The sequence below is a fragment of the Sphingobium sufflavum genome, from assembly GCF_021403115.1.
GTDB lineage: Bacteria > Pseudomonadota > Alphaproteobacteria > Sphingomonadales > Sphingomonadaceae > Sphingobium > Sphingobium sufflavum.
This window is the reverse complement of sequence record NZ_JAJSSH010000006.1, coordinates 181,502-198,693: the sequence shown is the minus strand read 5'-3', so window position 1 is coordinate 198,693 and position 17,192 is coordinate 181,502. Positions and strand designations below refer to the sequence as shown.

The following is a 17,192-nucleotide window of genomic DNA, read 5'->3' as shown; positions in this document are numbered from 1 at the left end:
CTGGGCCATGACTGAAACTCCCGCACCTCCCTGGCTCAGTATCATCGGCATTGGCGAGGACGGCCTCGACGGGCTGTCCGCTGCGGCGCGCGATGCGCTGGACCGCGCCGAGCTGGTGATCGGCGCGACCCGGCACCTCGGCCTGCTCCCGCCCCTTAAAGGCGATAGCCGGGCATGGCCAGTGCCGTTCGACGCGGGCATCGCCCCGCTGCTGGCGGAACGGGGGCGCAGGGTCGTGCTGCTGGCGTCGGGCGATCCCTTCTGGTTCGGGGCGGGGAGCAGTGTCACTCGCTATCTGGACCGGGACGAATGGATCGCCCATCCCGCGCCATCGACCTTTGGCCTTGCGGCGTCGCGGTTGGGCTGGTCACTGGAAGATACGGTCTGCCTAGGCCTGCATGCCGCGCCGCTCTCTCGCCTGCGGCCTCATCTCGCGCTGGGGCGGCGGGTGCTGGTGCTGGTGCGCGATGGGGCGGCGGTGGCGGATCTGGCGCACTATCTGGTGGAGCAGGGGTTCGGGGCGTCCACGCTGACGGTGCTGGAGGCGCTGGGCGGGCCGCGGGAACGGGTGCGTTCCGGGACGGCGGAGGGGCTGCAACATACCAACATAACCAACCTCGTGACAGTTGGGATCGAGTGTGCCGGGGAGGGGGCGATCCTACAGCTGGCGTCGGGCCGCCCTGACGAGTGGTTCCAACATGACGGGCAGATCAGCAAGCGGCCGGTGCGGGCGCTGACCCTGTCCGCCCTCGCCCCGCGCCCCGGCGAGCGCCTGTGGGACATTGGCACAGGGTCGGGGTCGATCGCGATCGAGTGGCTGCTGGCCCATCCCGCCATGCAGGCGACGGGATTCGAGGCGGATGCGGCGCGGGCGGCGCGGGCGCGCGACAATGCGAGGGCGCTGGGCGCCGACCGGCTGGCGGTGGTCGAGGGACGCGCGCCCGATGCGCTGGCGGGACAGGCGCTGCCCGATGCGGTGTTCATCGGCGGCGGGCTGAACGACGCGCTACTGGAGACGCTGTGGGCCGTGCTCAGGCCCGGCACGCGGCTGGTCGCCAACGCGGTGACGCTGGAGTCGGAAGCGGTGCTGGCGCAGTGGCATGGCGACAAGGGGGGCAGCCTGTTGCGTATCGACCTGGCGGAGGCGGCGCCGCTCGGCACGCGGCGCGGGTGGAAGGCGCATTATCCGCTGGTGCAGTGGAGCGTGACGCTGTGAGCCGGATCGTGGCGGGTTTCGGCTTTCGTTCCGGGGCGGCGCAGGCGTCGCTGGCCGATGCGCTGCAGGCGGCGCAGGCCGGGCATCCCGCCGTGTCCGCGCTGGCCGCGCCCGCCGACAAGGCGGTGCATGTCGCGTCGCTGGCCGAAACGCTCGGCCTGCCCCTTATCGCCGTGGAGGCGGCGGCGCTGGAGGGGGTGGCGACGTCCACCCGATCCGCCGCCAGCCTCGCCGCGCGGAATACGGGCAGCGTGGCGGAGGCGGTGGCGCTGGCCGCCGCCGGACCCGGCGCGCGCCTGCTCACCACCCGCCATATCGCGCCCGACCGGATGGCGACCTGCGCCCTTGCGCAGGCTGCCGCGCAACCCAGTGCCCAAGGAACCCAGTCATGACCGTGCATTTCATCGGCGCCGGACCCGGCGCGCCCGACCTGTTGACCCTGCGGGGCCGCGACCTGATCGCCGCCAGCCCAGTGTGCCTCTATGCCGGGTCGCTGGTGCCCGCCGCCATCCTCGACCATTGCCCGCCGGGTGCGCGGATCGTGAACACGGCGTCGATGGCGCTGGACGACATCATCGCCGCCATCGCGGCGGCGCATGATGCCGGGCAGGATGTCGCCCGGTTGCACAGCGGCGACCTGTCGGTCTGGTCCGCCATGGGGGAGCAGCTTCGCCGCCTGCGCGCGCTGGACATCCCCTTTACCGTGACGCCCGGTGTGCCCGCCTTTGCCGCCGCCGCCGCCGCGCTGGAAGCGGAACTGACGCTGCCGACCATCGGCCAGTCGCTGGTCCTGACCCGGACGCCGGGGCGCGCCAGTTCCATGCCGGAGAAGGAGACGCTCACCCGGTTCGCCGCGACCGGCGCGACGCTGGCCATCCATCTGTCGGTGCATAATCTTGCCACGGTCGTCGCGGACCTGACGCCCGATTATGGCGCGGATTGCCCGGTCGCGGTGGTGTGGCGGGCAAGCTGGCCGGACCAGCGGATCGTCCGCGCGACACTCTCCACGGTGGAGGATGCGGTGGCGGGCAGCATGGAGCGGACGGCGCTGATCCTGGTCGGGCGGGTGCTGGACAGCGCCGACTTCGCGGAGAGCAGCCTGTATGCGGCGGGCTATGACCGGCGTTTCCGTCCGCAGTCGGCGGACTCCCCCTTTATCGGGCGGACCGAATGAGGCCGACGCCGGGCCTGCTGATCTCCGCGCCCGCATCGGGCAGCGGCAAGACGACGGTGATGCTGGGCCTGTGCCGCGCGCTGGTCGAGGATGGGCTGGCGGTGCAGCCGTTCAAGAGCGGGCCGGACTATATCGACCCCGCCTTTCACCGCGCGGCCTGCGGGCGGGCGTCGTTCAACCTCGATAGCTGGGCGATGGACGGTGCGTTGCTGGACGCCATCGCGGCACAGGGACAGGACGCCGACATGGTGCTGGCGGAAGGGGCGATGGGCCTGTTCGACGGCGCGGCGCGGGACGGGGCGAGCGGCAATGGTGCCAGCGCGGACATCGCCCGGCGCATGGGATGGCCGGTGGTGCTGGTGGTCGATGTGTCGGGACAGGCGCAGTCGGCGGCGGCGGTGGCGGAAGGGTTCCGGCGGCTGCGCCTCGACCTGCCCTTTGCGGGCGTGATCCTGAACCGGGTCGCCAGCCCCCGGCATGAGCGGCTGGTGCGCGATGGCATGGCGGCGGCGGGGCTGACGGTGCTGGGCGCGCTGCCCCGGCGGCCCGACCTCAGCCTGCCCGAACGGCATCTGGGGCTGGTGCAGGCGGGTGAGCATGGGGATTTGGCCGCGATATTGACGCGCTATGCCGCCTTTGTGCGCGACCATGTCGATCTGGCGGCGATCCGGGCGGCGGCCGGTGGCTGTGCGCGGCCTGTCGGGGAGGGGATGGCGATAGCGCCCCCGGCGCAGCGTATCGCATGGGCACAGGATGCGGCTTTCTCCTTTACCTATCCGCACCTGTTGGCGGCGTGGCGGCGGGCGGGGGCGGAAATCTTGCCTTTCTCGCCGCTGGCGGATGAGGCGCCCGCAGCGGAGGCCGATCTGGTCTGGCTGCCCGGCGGCTATCCCGAATTGCATGCCGGGCGGCTGGCGGCGGCGGAGGCTTTCCGGGCGGGGCTGCGCCGCCATGCGGAGGACCGCCCGGTCTATGGCGAGTGTGGCGGCTATATGGCGCTGGGCGAGGGGCTGATCGACGCGCAGGGTGCGCGCCATCGCATGGCCGGGCTGCTGGGGCTGGTGACGAGTCATGCCGACCGACGGTTGCATCTGGGCTATCGGCAGGCGCGGCTGCTGGCCCCGGCGGTGGGCCATGCGGCAGGCGCGGTGCTGCGCGGCCATGAGTTTCATTATTCGACGGTGGTGGAGCAGCCCGACGCACCGCTGGCCCATGTCATGGACCCGGACGGCGTGACGCAGGCGGAGACGGGATCGTGGCGCGGCAGGGTGGCGGGCACCTTCTTCCACTTCGTCGCGCCGCAGCGGGGGGCGGAGGCCGCATGATCGACCTGCATCTGATCGGTATCGGTACGGGCAATCCCGACCATCTGACCATGGCCGCGATTCGGGCGATGCGCGGCGCGGACCTGATCCTGCTGCCGCGCAAGGGCGATGCGAAGTCGGACCTGATCGACCTGCGCCGGTCGCTGTGCGCGGCGAATGTCAGCGAGGCGACGCGGGTGGTGGAGTTCGACCTGCCGACCCGTTCCCCGACACCCCCCTATATCGAGGCGGTGCACGACTGGCATGACGCCATTGCTGCGGCATGGGCGGAGCAGATTGCCGTGCACCTGCCGGGCGGCGGCGCGCTGGCGTTGCTGGTGTGGGGCGACCCGTCGCTCTACGACAGCACGTTGCGGATCGCGGAACGGCTGCGCGCGGACGGCATGGCGCTGCGCCTGCATGTCGTGCCGGGCATCACCAGCGTACAGGCGCTGACGGCGGCCCATGCCATCCCGCTCAACAGCCTCGCTGCGCCGGTCGTCATCACTACCGGGCGGCGCTTGCGGGAAGGAGGCTGGCCAGAGGGTGCGGATACAGTGGTCGTGATGCTGGATGGCGGCTGCGCGTTCGGGTCGTTGCCAGCGGAGGGCGTGCATATCTGGTGGGGCGCCTATCTGGGCATGGCGCAGGAGGCGCTGGTCGAGGGGCCGCTGGGGGATGTGGCGGCGGCTATCGTGGAAACCCGCGCCGCGCTGCGCGCGCGGCATGGGTGGATCATGGATGTCTATCTGATGCGGCGGCGGGACGGATAAGGTGGGCTGATGGAAGCCAGGGATCGGGTCAGGGATGACGGAAGGGGCCTGTCTGGAGGTTGAGCGCATTTTATCGGGGCTTGTGCTCGCTCCACCTCATGGCCCCGGCGCAACAGTGGGGGACCGGGAACCTTCGCTGCCGCCGCGCGCTCCCTGTCCATACTGGTTGGAGACACGACATGAAGAATCTGGTGGGTACGGCGATCGGCGCGGCCATCGACAGGAAGGATGGCGACAGCGGCGTCAAGGGCGCGATCCTGGGCTATCTGACGTCGGGCGCGGTGAAGTCTGTGCTGAAGCTGGGGCTGTTCGCGGCGGTCGGCGCAGGCGCTGTGGGTCTGGCGCGCCATGCACGGACCGTGCGGAGCTGACGCCTCCCCCGCCACGCCTTTGACCGGTTCTGGAGATATTTTCCGTTCTGAGGGCGGAACTATTTCCCGTTGTCGCGCGTAACGCCTTCTGGCGCCAGCTTTTTTCGGCGTTCAGGGGGGGCGTCCATGAGGTCAAAGCCTCAGGCGATTACAAGACTTTCGGAAGTGTCCACCCTGTTGTGGGGGATGGCTTTATTGAGCGCCGGTGCGTCTGCGCCGGTGCACGCGCAGAGCGTCGAGGAACTGCGCGACATGTCGATCACGGCCTTGTCCGATCTCGACGTGTCGTCCGTCACCAAGTCGCCCGGTGCTCTCGCGGATGCGCCGGGGGCCATTTACGTCATCACCCATGACGACATCGTCCGGTCCGGCACGCTCACCCTGCCGGGCATATTGCGGCTGGCTCCCAATTTGCAGGTCATGCGCAACACCGCCAATGGCTTCGTCATCACCGCCCGGGGCCAGAGCGGCAACCCGGACGCGCAGAATTTCGCCAACAAGCTGCTGGTCCTGATCGACGGGCGCAGCGTCTATTCGCCGCTCTTCTCCGGTGTCTATTGGGACATGCAGGATGTCCTGCCGGAAGATATCGACCGGATCGAGGTGGTCAGCGGGCCGGGGGCGACCCTGTGGGGCGCCAATGCGGTCAACGGCGTCATCAACATCATCACCCGCCGCAGCGGCACGACGCAGGGGCTGTATGCGACCGGCGTCGCGGGCAATCGCACCTATGATGCGGGGCTGCGCTATGGCGGGCGGCTGGGCGGCGATCTGAACTATCGTATCTATGGCAAGGCGCGGCGCACGCTGGAAAGCAATGCGGGCGCGAACGATGGCACGCGCCGCATACAGGGCGGCTTTCGCATCGACTGGAGTCCGTCGTCCTCCGACGATGTCATGCTGCTCGCGGATGTCTATGACGGGGTGCGCGGGCAGCGCCTGTCCCCGGACGAGACCTTCCATGGCCAGCATATGGTGGCCCGCTGGAACCGGACCAGCGCGTCCGGTTCGACGTTCCAGTTGCAGGGCTATTATGACCGCAACGGCCGGGAGACGGAGCAGGGCGGGGGCCGGTTCGGCATCGACACGTTCGACCTGTCCTTCGAACAGGGCTTTGCGCTGGGATCGGCGCATCGGATCGTGTGGGGCGGCGGGGCGCGGGTCAGCCGATACGACATAGACGGGGCGAACGGCCTCGACTTCGTGCCCGACAGGCGCACGATCTTCCTCGGCAATATCTTTGCGCAGGACAGCATCGTGGTGACCCCGTCGCTGACCGGGATCGTCGGCGTGAAGCTGGAGCAGGATCCGTTTTCGGGGCTAGTGTTGCTGCCCAATGCGCGGCTGGCGTGGAAACCGTCGAGCGGATCGCTGCTGTGGGCGTCGGTATCGCGCGCGATCCGTGCGCCCGCGCCGTTCGACCATGACGTGTCGGAGACGCTGGGCGGGTCGCTGTTCCTCGTCGGGTCGCAGGACATACGGTCGGAAAAGCTGATCGCCTATGAGGCGGGCACCCGGCTGATCCTGTCGAAGCAGGCGTCGCTGTCGGTGTCCGCCTTCTACAATGTCTATGACGACCTGCGCAGCATCGAGTTCGCGCCGGTCGGCATCCTGCCGCTGCGCTGGGGCAATGGCATCCGGGGCGAGAGCCATGGCCTCGACGCATGGGCGGATGTGCGGGTGGCGGACTGGTGGCGGCTCAAGCCGGGCTATAGCCTGCTGATCCAGAAATTCCGGTTCGAGCCGGGGTCGAGCGGCCTGCTGGGCGTGGCGCAGGTGGGCAATGATCCGCGTCACCGGGCGACGTTGCGCTCCTCCATGGACATTGGCGCGCGGATCAACGTGGATGCGGACCTGCGCTATGTCAGCCCGCTGCCCGACCCCTATGTGCCCAGCTATGTGGAGATGGGATTGCGGCTGGGGTGGCAGTTCATCGAACGGGCGGAACTGTCGGTATCGGGGTTCAACCTGCTGCACGACCGACACCGGGAATTGCCCGCATCGCAGGCCAATGCGGTCGCCCGCACCGTTTTCGTGGCGCTCAAATGGCATATGTAGCCCGACGATCCCCCAAGCCCGGGCGGCTCCGATGGAGCGGCGGCGGGCTGGTATGGGCCGGAGCGGCGCTGGCGACGGTTCTGGTGGGCGCCCCTGCCAGCGCGAGCACGCCGTCGCTCGAACAGGCGGTCAAGGCGAGCTATCTGTTCAAGTTCGCGCCCTTCATCACCTGGCCCGACCGGGCGCTGGCGGGGTCGAAAGTCTTCACTATCTGCCTGTCGGGCGATGACCCGTTCGGCGCGGTGCTGGACGATGTGGTGCGCGGCCAGCGGATCGCCCGGCTGCCCATCGTCGTGCGGCGGTTGGGAGCCGCGACGGGCGGGATCGCGGCGGGGGGCGCGGGCCGGATCAGTTGCCAGATGCTGTTCGCCGGGCGCGGACCGCAGGCGGGCGACTATGCGCCCTTTGCCGACCTTGACGGGCAGCCGGTGCTGACCGTCACCGACGCCGGGGCGGGGCCGCCGGGCGGGATGATCCGTTTCGTTACGCAGGCGGGCCGGATTCGTTTCCAGATCGACGACGGCGCCGCCCGCGCCAATGGACTTGTCATCAGTTCCAAGCTGCTGGGCTTGGCCGTTTCGGTAGGCAGACAATGAAGATCGCGCCGTCCACTCCTTCTCCCATATCCGGCGAGACCGGGCCGCTGTTGCCGGGTGCGCTGGCGCGTATCGCGACGCCGCTGACCATGGTGCTGGTCGCGCTGTGCCTGCTCGTCTCCGGCCTTGCCCTCGCGCTCCACAATGATCGCACGGTCAAGGCGGAGAAGGTGCGGCAGGCCAGCGTGCAGGCGCAGATACTGGCGAGCAGCGTGGTCGCGCCGCTGGCCTTTGACGATAGTGTCGCCCTTCAGGAATATCTGAACGCGCTGCGCGCCAACCCGGAGATACTGGCGGCGGGCGCCTATGATGCGCAGGGTCGGTTCGTGGCGGGCTATACGCTGGTCGGCACCAACCTGCCCGACCGTGTCCGCCCGTTCGCGCCGGTTATCGCGGGGCGCGACCTGACCGTGACGGCGCGGGTGACGCAGGGGGACACCGCCGTCGGCATCGTCTATCTGCGCGTTTCGCTGGAAAGCTGGCCGCGGCGCGCGGCGCGCTATCTGGGCGTGGCGGCGCTCATCATCATGGCCTGCCTGCTGGTCGCGGTGCTGGGCATATCCTACGCCTCGCTGCGCACCGCCCATACCAGCCTGCGCGAGGAGATCGCCAGCCGGGAGAAGGTGGAGGAGGCGCTGCGCCAGTCGCAGAAGCTGGAGGCGATGGGCCAGTTGACCGGCGGCGTCGCGCATGATTTCAACAATCTGCTGATGGTCGCGACCAGCGGGCTGGACCTGATGGAACGCACGACCGACCCGGAAAAGATCGAGCGGCTAAAGGCGGGCATACGGCAGGCGGTGGATCGTGGGGCGAAGCTGACCCAGCAATTGCTGACCTTTGCACGTCGGTCGCCGCTCCACCCGGAGGTCATCAACCTGCGCGAGCGGTTGACGGGGATGGACGCCCTGCTGGAACGGTCGCTGGGCGAGGGGGTGACGGTCGACGTCCATATCCCCGCCGAACTGTGGGTGGAGGTCGATCCGTCGCAGTTGGAGGTGGCAGTGCTGAACATCGCGCTCAACGCCCGCGACGCCATGCCCAAGGGCGGCTTCATCCGAATCCGCGCCAAGGGCCTGCCCGGCTCCAAGACGGAGCGGGAGAAGGTGCGCCTCTCTATCGCCGACAATGGCACCGGCATCGCGCCGGAAATGCTGAGCCAGATTTTCGAGCCATTCTTCACCACCAAGGGGGTGGGCCGGGGAACCGGGCTGGGCCTCAGCCAGGTCTATGGTTTCGCCAAGTCGTCGGGCGGCGAGATCGAGGTGGAGAGCACGCCGGGCGAGGGCACGACCATTTCGCTGGTTATCCCGCGCGCGACCGGCGTGGCCGTGCCGCTGGCGGTCGACCCCGCCGTGCCGCTGAAGGCCGGGGCGAACCGCCGCATCCTGCTGGTCGAGGATGACGACACCGTCGCGGAGATGGTGGGCGAGATGCTGGGCGAACTGGGCTATGAAAGCGAGCGGGCGGAGACCGCCGATGCGGCGCTGGTCCGGCTGGAGGAGAAAGCGGATTTCGAGATGCTCCTGTCCGACATGGTCATGCCCGGTACGCTGAACGGCATCGATCTGGTCCATCGGGTCGCGGAACGCTGGCCCCGCCTGCCCGCGATGCTGATGACCGGCTATAGCGCGGCGGCGGCATCGGCGGCGAGCGAGGGGATACCGTTGCTGGTCAAGCCCTACACGATCCAGCAATTGTCGGCGGAACTGGAGGTGCTGATCGGGGGCGGGCGATGAGGGCGACGATGGGCGTGGCGGGATAGCGCCCGGCGCCTGCGTAGCCCGGCCATAGGCGGAATGGGGCTGGAGCGTTTTCGAGGCAGATGGCATCATCTGCCGAATCGGAAAATGCGGCAAATCAAGGGACTGGAGCAGCGGTGCCGATGCAATCGGATCGGAACTGGCTCCAGACGGCGGGAAGGGAAGGTCGGGGCGTTTCCCGCACCGTCCAGCGCCTGCGACGGGAACAGCGCGGCGTTGACCGCGTTGGCCCATATCGGACGGAGAGGGTCGATGATGGTGCCAGTGGAAAAGTCGGTTTTGATCGTGGAGGACGAGGCGCTGATCCGCGCGCTGTGCGTCGATGTGTTCGAGGAGGCGGGTTTTGCGGTCAGCGAGGCAGAAACCGGCGATCAGGCGCTGGCCATGCTGGAGGACGGGTTGGCCGTGACCGCGATCGTCAGCGACGTGCGGATGCCCGGCGCGGTGGACGGCATGGCGCTGCGCGAGGAAGTGCATCGCCGCTGGCCCCGGACGCGCTTCCTGCTGACCTCCGGCCACCTGCATGTCGACAGGGACATATTGTCGGAAGGGGAGGCGTTCCTGCCCAAGCCTTATCGCTTTCTGGAAATGGTGAGCGAGGTGGAGGCGTTGCTGATCCTCAAGGCGTGAGGGGCGGATCGGGGTGGCGAGACTTCTTTCGTCTCGCACTTGTCGGTGGGCTGTTCGTCATCTCCACGAAGACCCGAAGCCAATTGCGTGCCGCCAGAGGTTCGAACCCTCATGCTTCAGCGTTGCGATAGTGGGTAAGGGCGACGAGGCAGGAGACTTGTCCGCGTTGCTTTCCCTGCGTGAGCTATCCCTGTATAGTCGGCCGCCCGGATCGACTTAGCCGGACGTTCCCGCGATGGTTGCCGCGATCATCGCGCTGAGCGCCTCCTCCGCGCGTTCGCGTGATTTCTTGTCCTTGGCGGCCAGATCGTGCCGGAGCCAGTCGGGCAGCTTTGCCACCATCTGGCTGATGGGGTCGAGCGGGGACTCGTCGGTCATGGGACGCAGTAGGTCACAGGTCGCGATGGCGCGCAAGCCCGGTGCGGCATGGCGAGGCTTCGCCGCTGTATGGCCGGGCGAAGGCCTTAACCAGATATTAACCATATCGGCCTAGCGTCCGGCACCATGACCCTTTCCCTGCCCCGATTTCAGGCGCTGTCCCGCATCCCGGCCCTCCATGCGGTTGTCCTGGCGACTGTCTGGTCCGGGGCCTTCGCCACGCCGGTACTGGCGGCGGACGCCGCGCCGGATCGTATCGCGGAACCCGACGCCATCATCGTGACGGCGCGCAAGGTGCCGGAGTCGGCGCTCGACGTGCCGGCCTCCCTGTCGATCCTCACCGCGCGCGGACTGGAGGACGAGCGCATCACCAGCTTTGCCGATGTGACCGGCAGCGTGCCCAATGTGGCGTTCAGCGGCGGCATCGGCGGACAGTTACAAGGGCAGATCGCGATCCGCGGTATCGCCACGCTGGTCCGCAACATCGGTGTGGAAAGCGGCGTCGGCGTCTATGTCGACGGCGTCTATGTGGGGCGGCCCGAAGCCTATAATCAGGAATTGCTCGACATTGCCCAGGTCGAGGTGCTGCGCGGGCCGCAGGGCACGATTTTCGGCAAGAACACGATTGCGGGCGTGCTGACGCTGAGCAGCGCCGCGCCGACCCGCGACCTGACGGGCAGCGCGCGCGTGGAGGCCGGCAATTTCGGCCTCGTCCGCACGCAGGCGACCCTGTCCGGGCCGCTGGCGGGCGATGCGCTGACCGGGCGGATCGCGCTGGGCTATGCCAGCCGCGACGGTTTTTACCGGCATGTGTCCGGGGGGCGGGATGCAGACGGTCTCGACCTGTTTTCGTGGCGCGGAGCGCTGGCCTTCGCGCCGTCCGACCGCCTGACTGTCACGCTGCGCACGGATGGGTTGCGCGACCGGGGTACGCCGGGCTTCTTCTCCGCCACCGACATCGGCCTGCCGGGCGCGCCCGGCGCGTTGCCGCCGCGCCAGATCGACAATAACCGGCCTAACGCCTTGCGCCGTGACATTGCCGGTGTCTCGCTGACCGCCGTCGCCACGCTGGGCGAGATGGTGCTGACCAGCATCAGCGCGTATCGCCAGTCGCGCTATGCCGCATCGCTCGACGATGACCAACGGCAGGCCGACCTGCTGACCGCCGACCTGTTTGGCGACCGCAGTGAATTGTGGAGCCAGGAATTGCGCCTGAATGGCAAGGCCGGGGATCGGCTGAACTGGTTGGCGGGAGTCTATCTGCTCGACCAGATTACCCATACCGACCGAACGCTGGCGATCGGCATGGGGCTGGGCATCCCCGGCGCACCCCAGCTGACCACGCGCGGCCGGGTGGCGACGCGCAGCTATGCCGCGTTCGGCTCCGTCGACTGGCGCCTCGCCGAGCGGCTGACCCTGTCCGCCGGGCTGCGCTATACCTATGAGCGCAAGAGCGCCCGTTTCGTGCAGGATGACGAGACCGGTATCTTCGCCATGCTGGACCTGCCCGACATTGCCTTTGCCGGGCGCAGCGTCGACCATGACGTGTCGCCCACGGTTTCGCTGACCTATGCCGCCGCGCCAGGCGTGCGCCTCTATGGCCGGGTCGCGCGCGGGTTCAAGAGTGCGGCGTTCAACGTCGATCTGGCCGCGTCCGCCAACGGGCTGACCGCCGGGCCGGAACATGCCACCACCTATGAGGGCGGGGTGAAGGCGGACCTGCTGGATCGTCGCCTGACCCTGGCGCTGACTAGATTCCACACCGACTATGCCGATTTGCAGGTCGCGCAGATCACCGGGGCGGGCACCGCACTGAGCAATGCGGGGCGGGCGTCGATCGACGGATTCGAGGTGGAGGTGACGGCGCGTCCGCTGGACGGTGTGCGGCTGGAAGGCGCGGCGGGCTATGCCGATGCGAAATATGATCGCTTCGCCCAGTGCGCGGTGCCGCTTTCGGAAGGAGGCGGGGCCAGTGACTGCGCGGGCAAGGCGCTGACCGGGGCGCCGCGCTTTACCGCCCATGGCGCCGCCGAATATGCCCATCGCACCGGTTTCGGCAGCGTGACAGGCCGGGTGGAGGCCAATCACCAGTCCTCCGTCTATTTCGACCCGACCAATTCGGAGCGGTTCCGGGGCCGCGCGCGCACCCTGCTGAACGCGCGACTCAGCGCCCGCTGGACTGGCTGGACCGCCGCCGTCTGGGTCGAGAATCTGACCGACCAGAGCTATGAAACCTATCGCGATGACCGCACGGCTATGGGTGTGCTGCGGACCACCGCCTATGGCCCGCCGCGCACCTATGGCGTGACGGTGACGCGGCAGTTCTGACGGCTTTCCGGGTTTAGGCTTCCTCCGTCCGCCGGGCCATCAGGGGGCCGGACGTGCCGATCACGGGCAGTTCGTCCTTCTCCAGCATCGTCCGGGTCGCGGCGCGGCGCACCTTGCCGCTGGTCGTGCGCGGAATGCCGCCGGGTGACACGACGATCAGATCGGTGATGGCAAGGTCCAGCCGGTCCAGCCCCATCCGCCGCACCTGCGCGCCATAATCGGCGATCAGGCCATCCAGCCCCTCCGCCGTGCGCAGGCCACGCTCAATCTCCGCGACCAGCACGACATGGGAGGTTTCACCGTGCGCCACCTGAAAGGCGGCGGCGGTCGCCTGTCCCGCATGGCCGGTCACGTCGGTCCAGATCTGCTCTATGTCATTGGGCGCGAAGTTGCGACCGCGCACGATCAGCAGATCCTTGATCCGGCCGACGACATACAGCCCCTCCGGCATCATGAACCCCACGTCGCCAGTGCGCAGATAGGGGCCGCGCCCGTCGAGCATCAGCGCGCCGAAGGTCGCCCGGCTTTCCTCCGTCCGGTTCCAGTAGCCCCGGCCGATATGGGGCCCGGCGACCCAGATTTCGCCGACATCGCCGGGCGCGGCGACGACATGCCGTTCAGGGTCGACGACCCATAGCTCGCTTTCCTCCATCGCGGGGCCACAGCATATTTCCGCGAGGACGGGCTTGCGCGGGTCGGCGGGCAGCACATGGCCGTCGCCCAGCGTCTGGACATCCACCCGGCGCAGCACCGGTCCCTTGTCGCGCGGGCCGCAGGCGGTCACCACCGTGGATTCCGCCAGCCCATAGCAGGGAAAGAACGCCTCCGGCGCGAAGCCGACGGGCGCGAAACTCTCCGCGAACCGTTCCACGCTGCGCGCACGGATCGGCTCTGCGCCGTTGAAGGCGACCTTCCAGCAACTCAGGTTCACGGCGGGCAGGCCGCGCAGCGTGGCGTGCTCAATGCACAGCTCGAACGCGAAATTGGGGCCGCCGCTTGTGTGGGCGCGGTAACGGTCGATCAGTTCCAGCCAGACGAGCGGTCGCCGAACGAAGGTGGCGGGTGCGGTCAGCACGCAGGTCGCGCCGAGGTAGAGCGGCTGGAGGATGTTCCCGAACAGGCCCTGATCGTGGAAATGCGGTGCCCATCCCACGAAGTTCGACCGGTCGTCATGGCCGAAGGTGCGGCGGATCATCCGCTGGTTGGCGATGATATTGCCATGGGTGATCATCACGCCCTTGGGCGCGCTGGTCGAACCGGAGGTATATTGCAGGACCGCCACATCGTCGGAACCGGGCGGCGAAGGCAGGATGGTGGAGGGTGGCGCGGGGGCCAGCGCCTCATGTTCCAGATAGGCCACGTCCATCTTCGCCAGCGCCTCCGCCAGCCCGCCATATTGCACGGCCATACCCGCATCCAGGATCATGGCGGCGGGCATACAGTCGCGCACCACGGGCAGCAGGTTGGGCACCCGCTCGCGCCGGCGCCCGACGGGGGCCAGCGGCACGGCGATGCTGCCGATGGTGAGGCAGGCGAGGAAGGTGACGATGAAGTCGATGCCCGGACCGAACAACAGGCCGACCGGCCTGTTTCCCAGTCCCTGCGCGGCGAGGGTGCCCGCAAGGCCGCGCACAGCCTCCGCCAGTTCGCCATAGCTGAGCCGGGCGGTCGGCCCGTTGCCATCGTCGAAGATCAGCGCGGGATGGCCGGGCCGCTCCGCCGCATGGGCGCGCAGCACGTCGAGGATCGTGTTGGGTGGGACCATGGCCGCGTCAGGCGTCATGCCGCTCCCCGTGCCGGGGCGATGGGATCGAAGACGATCCGCAGCAGCCCGATACGCCCCATCGCAAAACCCGCCGCCGAGAGGCGCAGATAGCGGTGATAGCGTTGGGCAAGCTCCGCATCGTCGCCCGCCCGGCTCTCCGCCATCGCGGTGCGCAGCCGCTGCGCCCAGAGGGTGCAGGTCCGGGCATAGTCCAGCCCGTCGTCACGCAGCAGCAGGATGCGGAACAGCCCGCGGCTGGCGACCACGATGTCCTCCACCGTCGGCAGTTCGGCGGCGGGGAAGATGTCGCCGGTGATGAAGGGATTGGCCTGCGCCGCCTGCATGGTGCCATAGGCGATGGTCTGGAGCGACAGCCGCCCGCGCCCCGCCGTCCAGTCATGGCAGGACTGGAAGAAGCGGCGATAGGTGGCGCGGCGTTCGTCCTCGCTCTGGGTCGGATGGGCGAAATGCTCGAACGCGCCGACGGAGATGATGCCGTCGAACGGCTTCGCGGGCGCATAGTCGTGCCAGTTGACCAGTTCGACGCTCGCGCCGTCCAGCCCCAGTGCGCGGACATGCGCGGCCTGCTCCTCGCTCAGCGTCAGGCCGGTGCAGGCGGTGACGCCGAACTCCTCCACCAGCATACGCAACTGGCCGCCCCAGCCGCAGCCGATGTCGAGGATATTCATGCCTGGCGCGGCCTTGATGGCGCGGGCGTGGTGGATCAGCTTGCGCCGCTGGGCTTCCTCCAGCGGGGCCTGATCCTCCGGCCCGTCCCACAGCGCGCAGGAATAGACCATGGTGGGGTCGAGCCAGGCCGCGTAGAAATCATTGCCCACGTCATAATGGTGGCGGATGGCATCGGCGGAGCCGCCCGGTTGCAGGGGGAAAGCCTCCGTCATGCGGGCGACGGGCCGGTGGGGAGGGCGAGGGAAATGCGCTGCGCCGCCTCGGTAATGCTGTCCGCCTCGAACACATATTCCAGCGGGAGGTCTTCGGTCAGGCCCAGCCACGTCTCCAGCGCCGTCACCATGTCGACGCCCTGCACGGAATCGATGCCGAAACTATCGAAATCGGCGCTGCCCGCGACCTGCTCCACGGGCAAGCCGACCAACTTCGCGATATAATCCCTGAACCATGTCTCTATCTCGCCCGCGCCATGGGGGTGCGAATCCGTTGCCGTCACTCTGCTTCTCCAAAAATCCGGGGATGGGTTTGCGGAGGACGTATCCCCCGAAAATTTACAATTTCGTAACGGCTGTCCGACGTTTTTCCGGTCGTGAAACGATGGCGTCCGGCGCGGGGTCAGGCCCGGTTTCCGGCAGGGACGGCGCGCGGGCGCGGGCCAGCGCGGCGAGCCTGCCCCGACCGGGCGGAACCAGCAGGGGGGCGGGGGCAGGCGCCATCAGTTCGGCGCGGGCGGGGTCGTCACCCACCAGCGCGGCGGCGGCGGCATGGACGCTCGGCGCATCGCCCAACCCGTCCAGTTCCCTGTAGGCGGGCGCGGGCAGTCCCCATGTCTGGCGAATGTCGCGGACGATGGCGCTGGACACCTGCGCCTCATAGGCCACGCCGTCCCCCTCGCCATAGGGCTGGGGATCGCCGAGCAGGTCCAGCTTCCAGCCGATATGATAATAGATGCCGAGCAGGCGGACGTCGGTGAAGCCGACATAGCGGTCGATGCCCGCCTCCAGCGCCATTTCCAGCGGTGCGATCATGCAGGCGGCCTTGCGCCGCAGGACGGCGCGTTTCAGGCCGCGCTCGCGGCTGAAGCCCCGGCTGACCTCCCATGTCCGCCCGTCGTCCACGGCGCGCATGCCGCACGGCAGATGGTGGGAGAAATGATCGACCAGCATCGACCGGTCGTCGGCGGGACGGACGCGGATGGACATGGCGACATCCTGCGCCGCGTCGAAGCCGACGAGGTGCATGGCGCGCTCGTCGTCATATTCGTCCCGCTCCATCCCGTCACGGACGGTCAGTTGCCAGCCCAGTTCGTCCACGAACACGGCCTTGCGCGCCCGATGCAGCGCATCCAGCTCCGGCTCATAGAGATGGCGATTTCGACCCGTTATCAGATGTAGCACGTGTGCGACCTTTTGGCGGCAAACTACATCAGGTCCGGCCCGTCACCAATCGGCAAAATGTCTAATGAAAACTTAATTATATGTCCGGTCGGGAAAGGACCGAAGGGGCTTGCGAGGGAAGCTGCGGATCAGGTCAGCAGACCGCGCGCCAGGGCGATGGCGCAGGCGTCGAGGGGCGACCCCGCGCCCAGCCGGGCGGCGGCGCGGCGCAGGTGGATGCCGACCGCAGGGGCCGACAGGTCCAGCGCATCGCCGATGTCGAGATGGGACAGGCCGGTCAGGAGCAGGCGCAGACATTCGCGTTCCCGTGCGGTAAGGGCATCGTCCTGCGTGGGGCCATCCGTCTCCTCCACCTCGATCAGCGGCACGACATGGGCGGCATAGACGGTCGCGAGCAGGTGCAGCCGGGCGCGGCGCGAACGGTCGGGTGATTCGGCGCAGTCGATGATGAGGAGAAGAGTCTCGCCATCCGGCGCGGCGATGCGGAATGTCGTGTCGCTGGCCGCTTCCCCGACAATCCTGTCCGGGCTTTGGGTGAGCGGCAGCCGCTCGTCGCCGTCGAGGACGAAGCAGCGATGGCCGCGCGCATCCTCCAGCGCCAGCGCCGCGTCAAAGGCGGCCACCAGCGCGGGCAGGTCCAGCAGCAGGGGCGCGACACGCACGAAGGTGCCCGCGGGATCGGGCGCGATACGGTCAAACCCGCTGTGCAGTGCCTGCGACATATCTTCCTCTTGCTCGACCGTCGTCCAGCC

At 68.5% G+C, this 17,192-nt stretch carries 17 protein-coding genes; 11 read left to right on the top strand and 6 right to left on the bottom strand.

The genetic code is table 11. The annotated features are described in order from the left end of the window. Nucleotides 1-7 precede the first annotated feature (7 nt). The 10 genes from cbiE (at nucleotide 8) to LWE61_RS11110 (ending at nucleotide 9,882) form a co-directional block, all read left to right on the top strand. Nucleotides 8-1,216, top strand: coding sequence for a precorrin-6y C5,15-methyltransferase (decarboxylating) subunit CbiE (gene cbiE / locus LWE61_RS11155; RefSeq protein WP_234150136.1), 1,209 nt, complete (start codon nucleotides 8-10; stop codon nucleotides 1,214-1,216). Next, the gene (locus tag LWE61_RS11150; protein ID WP_234150135.1) at nucleotides 1,213-1,608 is read left to right on the top strand and encodes a cobalamin biosynthesis protein; all 396 of its coding nucleotides are present in this window, start codon (nucleotides 1,213-1,215) and stop codon (nucleotides 1,606-1,608) included. The genes cbiE and LWE61_RS11150 overlap by 4 nt, the downstream gene beginning before the upstream one ends. After that, entirely contained in the window at nucleotides 1,605-2,390 is a 786-nt protein-coding gene (gene cobM, locus LWE61_RS11145) for a precorrin-4 C(11)-methyltransferase (RefSeq protein ID WP_234150134.1), read from the top strand. Before LWE61_RS11150 ends, cobM begins: the two co-directional genes overlap by 4 nt. Continuing rightward, nucleotides 2,387-3,715, top strand: a complete 1,329-nt coding sequence (locus LWE61_RS11140) for a cobyrinate a,c-diamide synthase (protein ID WP_234150133.1) — start codon at nucleotides 2,387-2,389, stop codon at nucleotides 3,713-3,715. The genes cobM and LWE61_RS11140 overlap by 4 nt, the downstream gene beginning before the upstream one ends. Next, complete coding sequence (gene cobF, locus LWE61_RS11135) at nucleotides 3,712-4,467, top strand: precorrin-6A synthase (deacetylating) (RefSeq protein ID WP_234150132.1); 756 nt, start codon at nucleotides 3,712-3,714, stop codon at nucleotides 4,465-4,467. The genes LWE61_RS11140 and cobF overlap by 4 nt, the downstream gene beginning before the upstream one ends. A gap of 179 nt (nucleotides 4,468-4,646) precedes the next feature. Further along, nucleotides 4,647-4,838 carry a hypothetical protein gene (locus LWE61_RS11130; RefSeq protein ID WP_234150131.1) on the top strand — a complete coding sequence of 64 codons (192 nt, stop codon included), beginning with the start codon at nucleotides 4,647-4,649 and terminating at the stop codon, nucleotides 4,836-4,838. Between the two features lie 186 nt (nucleotides 4,839-5,024). Next, nucleotides 5,025-6,896 carry a TonB-dependent receptor plug domain-containing protein gene (locus LWE61_RS11125; protein ID WP_407696225.1) on the top strand — a complete coding sequence of 624 codons (1,872 nt, stop codon included), beginning with the start codon at nucleotides 5,025-5,027 and terminating at the stop codon, nucleotides 6,894-6,896. Continuing rightward, nucleotides 6,884-7,492 carry a YfiR family protein gene (locus LWE61_RS11120; protein ID WP_234150129.1) on the top strand — a complete coding sequence of 203 codons (609 nt, stop codon included), beginning with the start codon at nucleotides 6,884-6,886 and terminating at the stop codon, nucleotides 7,490-7,492. Before LWE61_RS11125 ends, LWE61_RS11120 begins: the two co-directional genes overlap by 13 nt. Beyond that, nucleotides 7,489-9,228 carry an ATP-binding protein gene (locus LWE61_RS11115; protein WP_234150128.1) on the top strand — a complete coding sequence of 580 codons (1,740 nt, stop codon included), beginning with the start codon at nucleotides 7,489-7,491 and terminating at the stop codon, nucleotides 9,226-9,228. Before LWE61_RS11120 ends, LWE61_RS11115 begins: the two co-directional genes overlap by 4 nt. A gap of 288 nt (nucleotides 9,229-9,516) precedes the next feature. After that, nucleotides 9,517-9,882, top strand: a complete 366-nt coding sequence (locus LWE61_RS11110; RefSeq protein WP_234150127.1) for a response regulator — start codon at nucleotides 9,517-9,519, stop codon at nucleotides 9,880-9,882. Nucleotides 9,883-10,098: 216 nt separating this feature from the next. On the opposite strand, the gene LWE61_RS11105 is transcribed toward LWE61_RS11110, so the two are convergent. Then, nucleotides 10,099-10,260 (bottom strand): hypothetical protein, encoded by a 162-nt coding sequence (locus LWE61_RS11105; protein WP_234150126.1) that lies wholly within the window; start codon nucleotides 10,258-10,260, stop codon nucleotides 10,099-10,101. A 126-nt stretch (nucleotides 10,261-10,386) separates the two neighbouring features. On the opposite strand from LWE61_RS11105, the gene LWE61_RS11100 reads away from it, so the two are divergent. Beyond that, nucleotides 10,387-12,588 (top strand): TonB-dependent receptor, encoded by a 2,202-nt coding sequence (locus LWE61_RS11100; RefSeq protein WP_234150125.1) that lies wholly within the window; start codon nucleotides 10,387-10,389, stop codon nucleotides 12,586-12,588. A gap of 13 nt (nucleotides 12,589-12,601) precedes the next feature. On the opposite strand, the gene LWE61_RS11095 is transcribed toward LWE61_RS11100, so the two are convergent. From LWE61_RS11095 to LWE61_RS11075, 5 genes are all read right to left on the bottom strand, one after another. Further along, complete coding sequence (locus LWE61_RS11095; protein ID WP_234150124.1) at nucleotides 12,602-14,371, bottom strand: fatty acyl-AMP ligase; 1,770 nt, start codon at nucleotides 14,369-14,371, stop codon at nucleotides 12,602-12,604. Further along, the gene (locus LWE61_RS11090; protein ID WP_234150123.1) at nucleotides 14,368-15,255 is read right to left on the bottom strand and encodes an SAM-dependent methyltransferase; all 888 of its coding nucleotides are present in this window, start codon (nucleotides 15,253-15,255) and stop codon (nucleotides 14,368-14,370) included. Before LWE61_RS11090 ends, LWE61_RS11095 begins: the two co-directional genes overlap by 4 nt. Next, complete coding sequence (locus tag LWE61_RS11085) at nucleotides 15,252-15,539, bottom strand: acyl carrier protein (RefSeq protein ID WP_234150122.1); 288 nt, start codon at nucleotides 15,537-15,539, stop codon at nucleotides 15,252-15,254. Before LWE61_RS11085 ends, LWE61_RS11090 begins: the two co-directional genes overlap by 4 nt. Before the next feature lie 55 nt (nucleotides 15,540-15,594). Further along, nucleotides 15,595-16,440: an acyl-homoserine-lactone synthase gene (locus LWE61_RS11080; protein ID WP_234150121.1), complete on the bottom strand. Its 846-nt coding sequence runs from the start codon at nucleotides 16,438-16,440 to the stop codon at nucleotides 15,595-15,597. A gap of 128 nt (nucleotides 16,441-16,568) precedes the next feature. After that, the gene (locus LWE61_RS11075; protein WP_234150120.1) at nucleotides 16,569-17,162 is read right to left on the bottom strand and encodes a helix-turn-helix transcriptional regulator; all 594 of its coding nucleotides are present in this window, start codon (nucleotides 17,160-17,162) and stop codon (nucleotides 16,569-16,571) included. Between the last annotated feature and the right edge of the window lie 30 nt (nucleotides 17,163-17,192).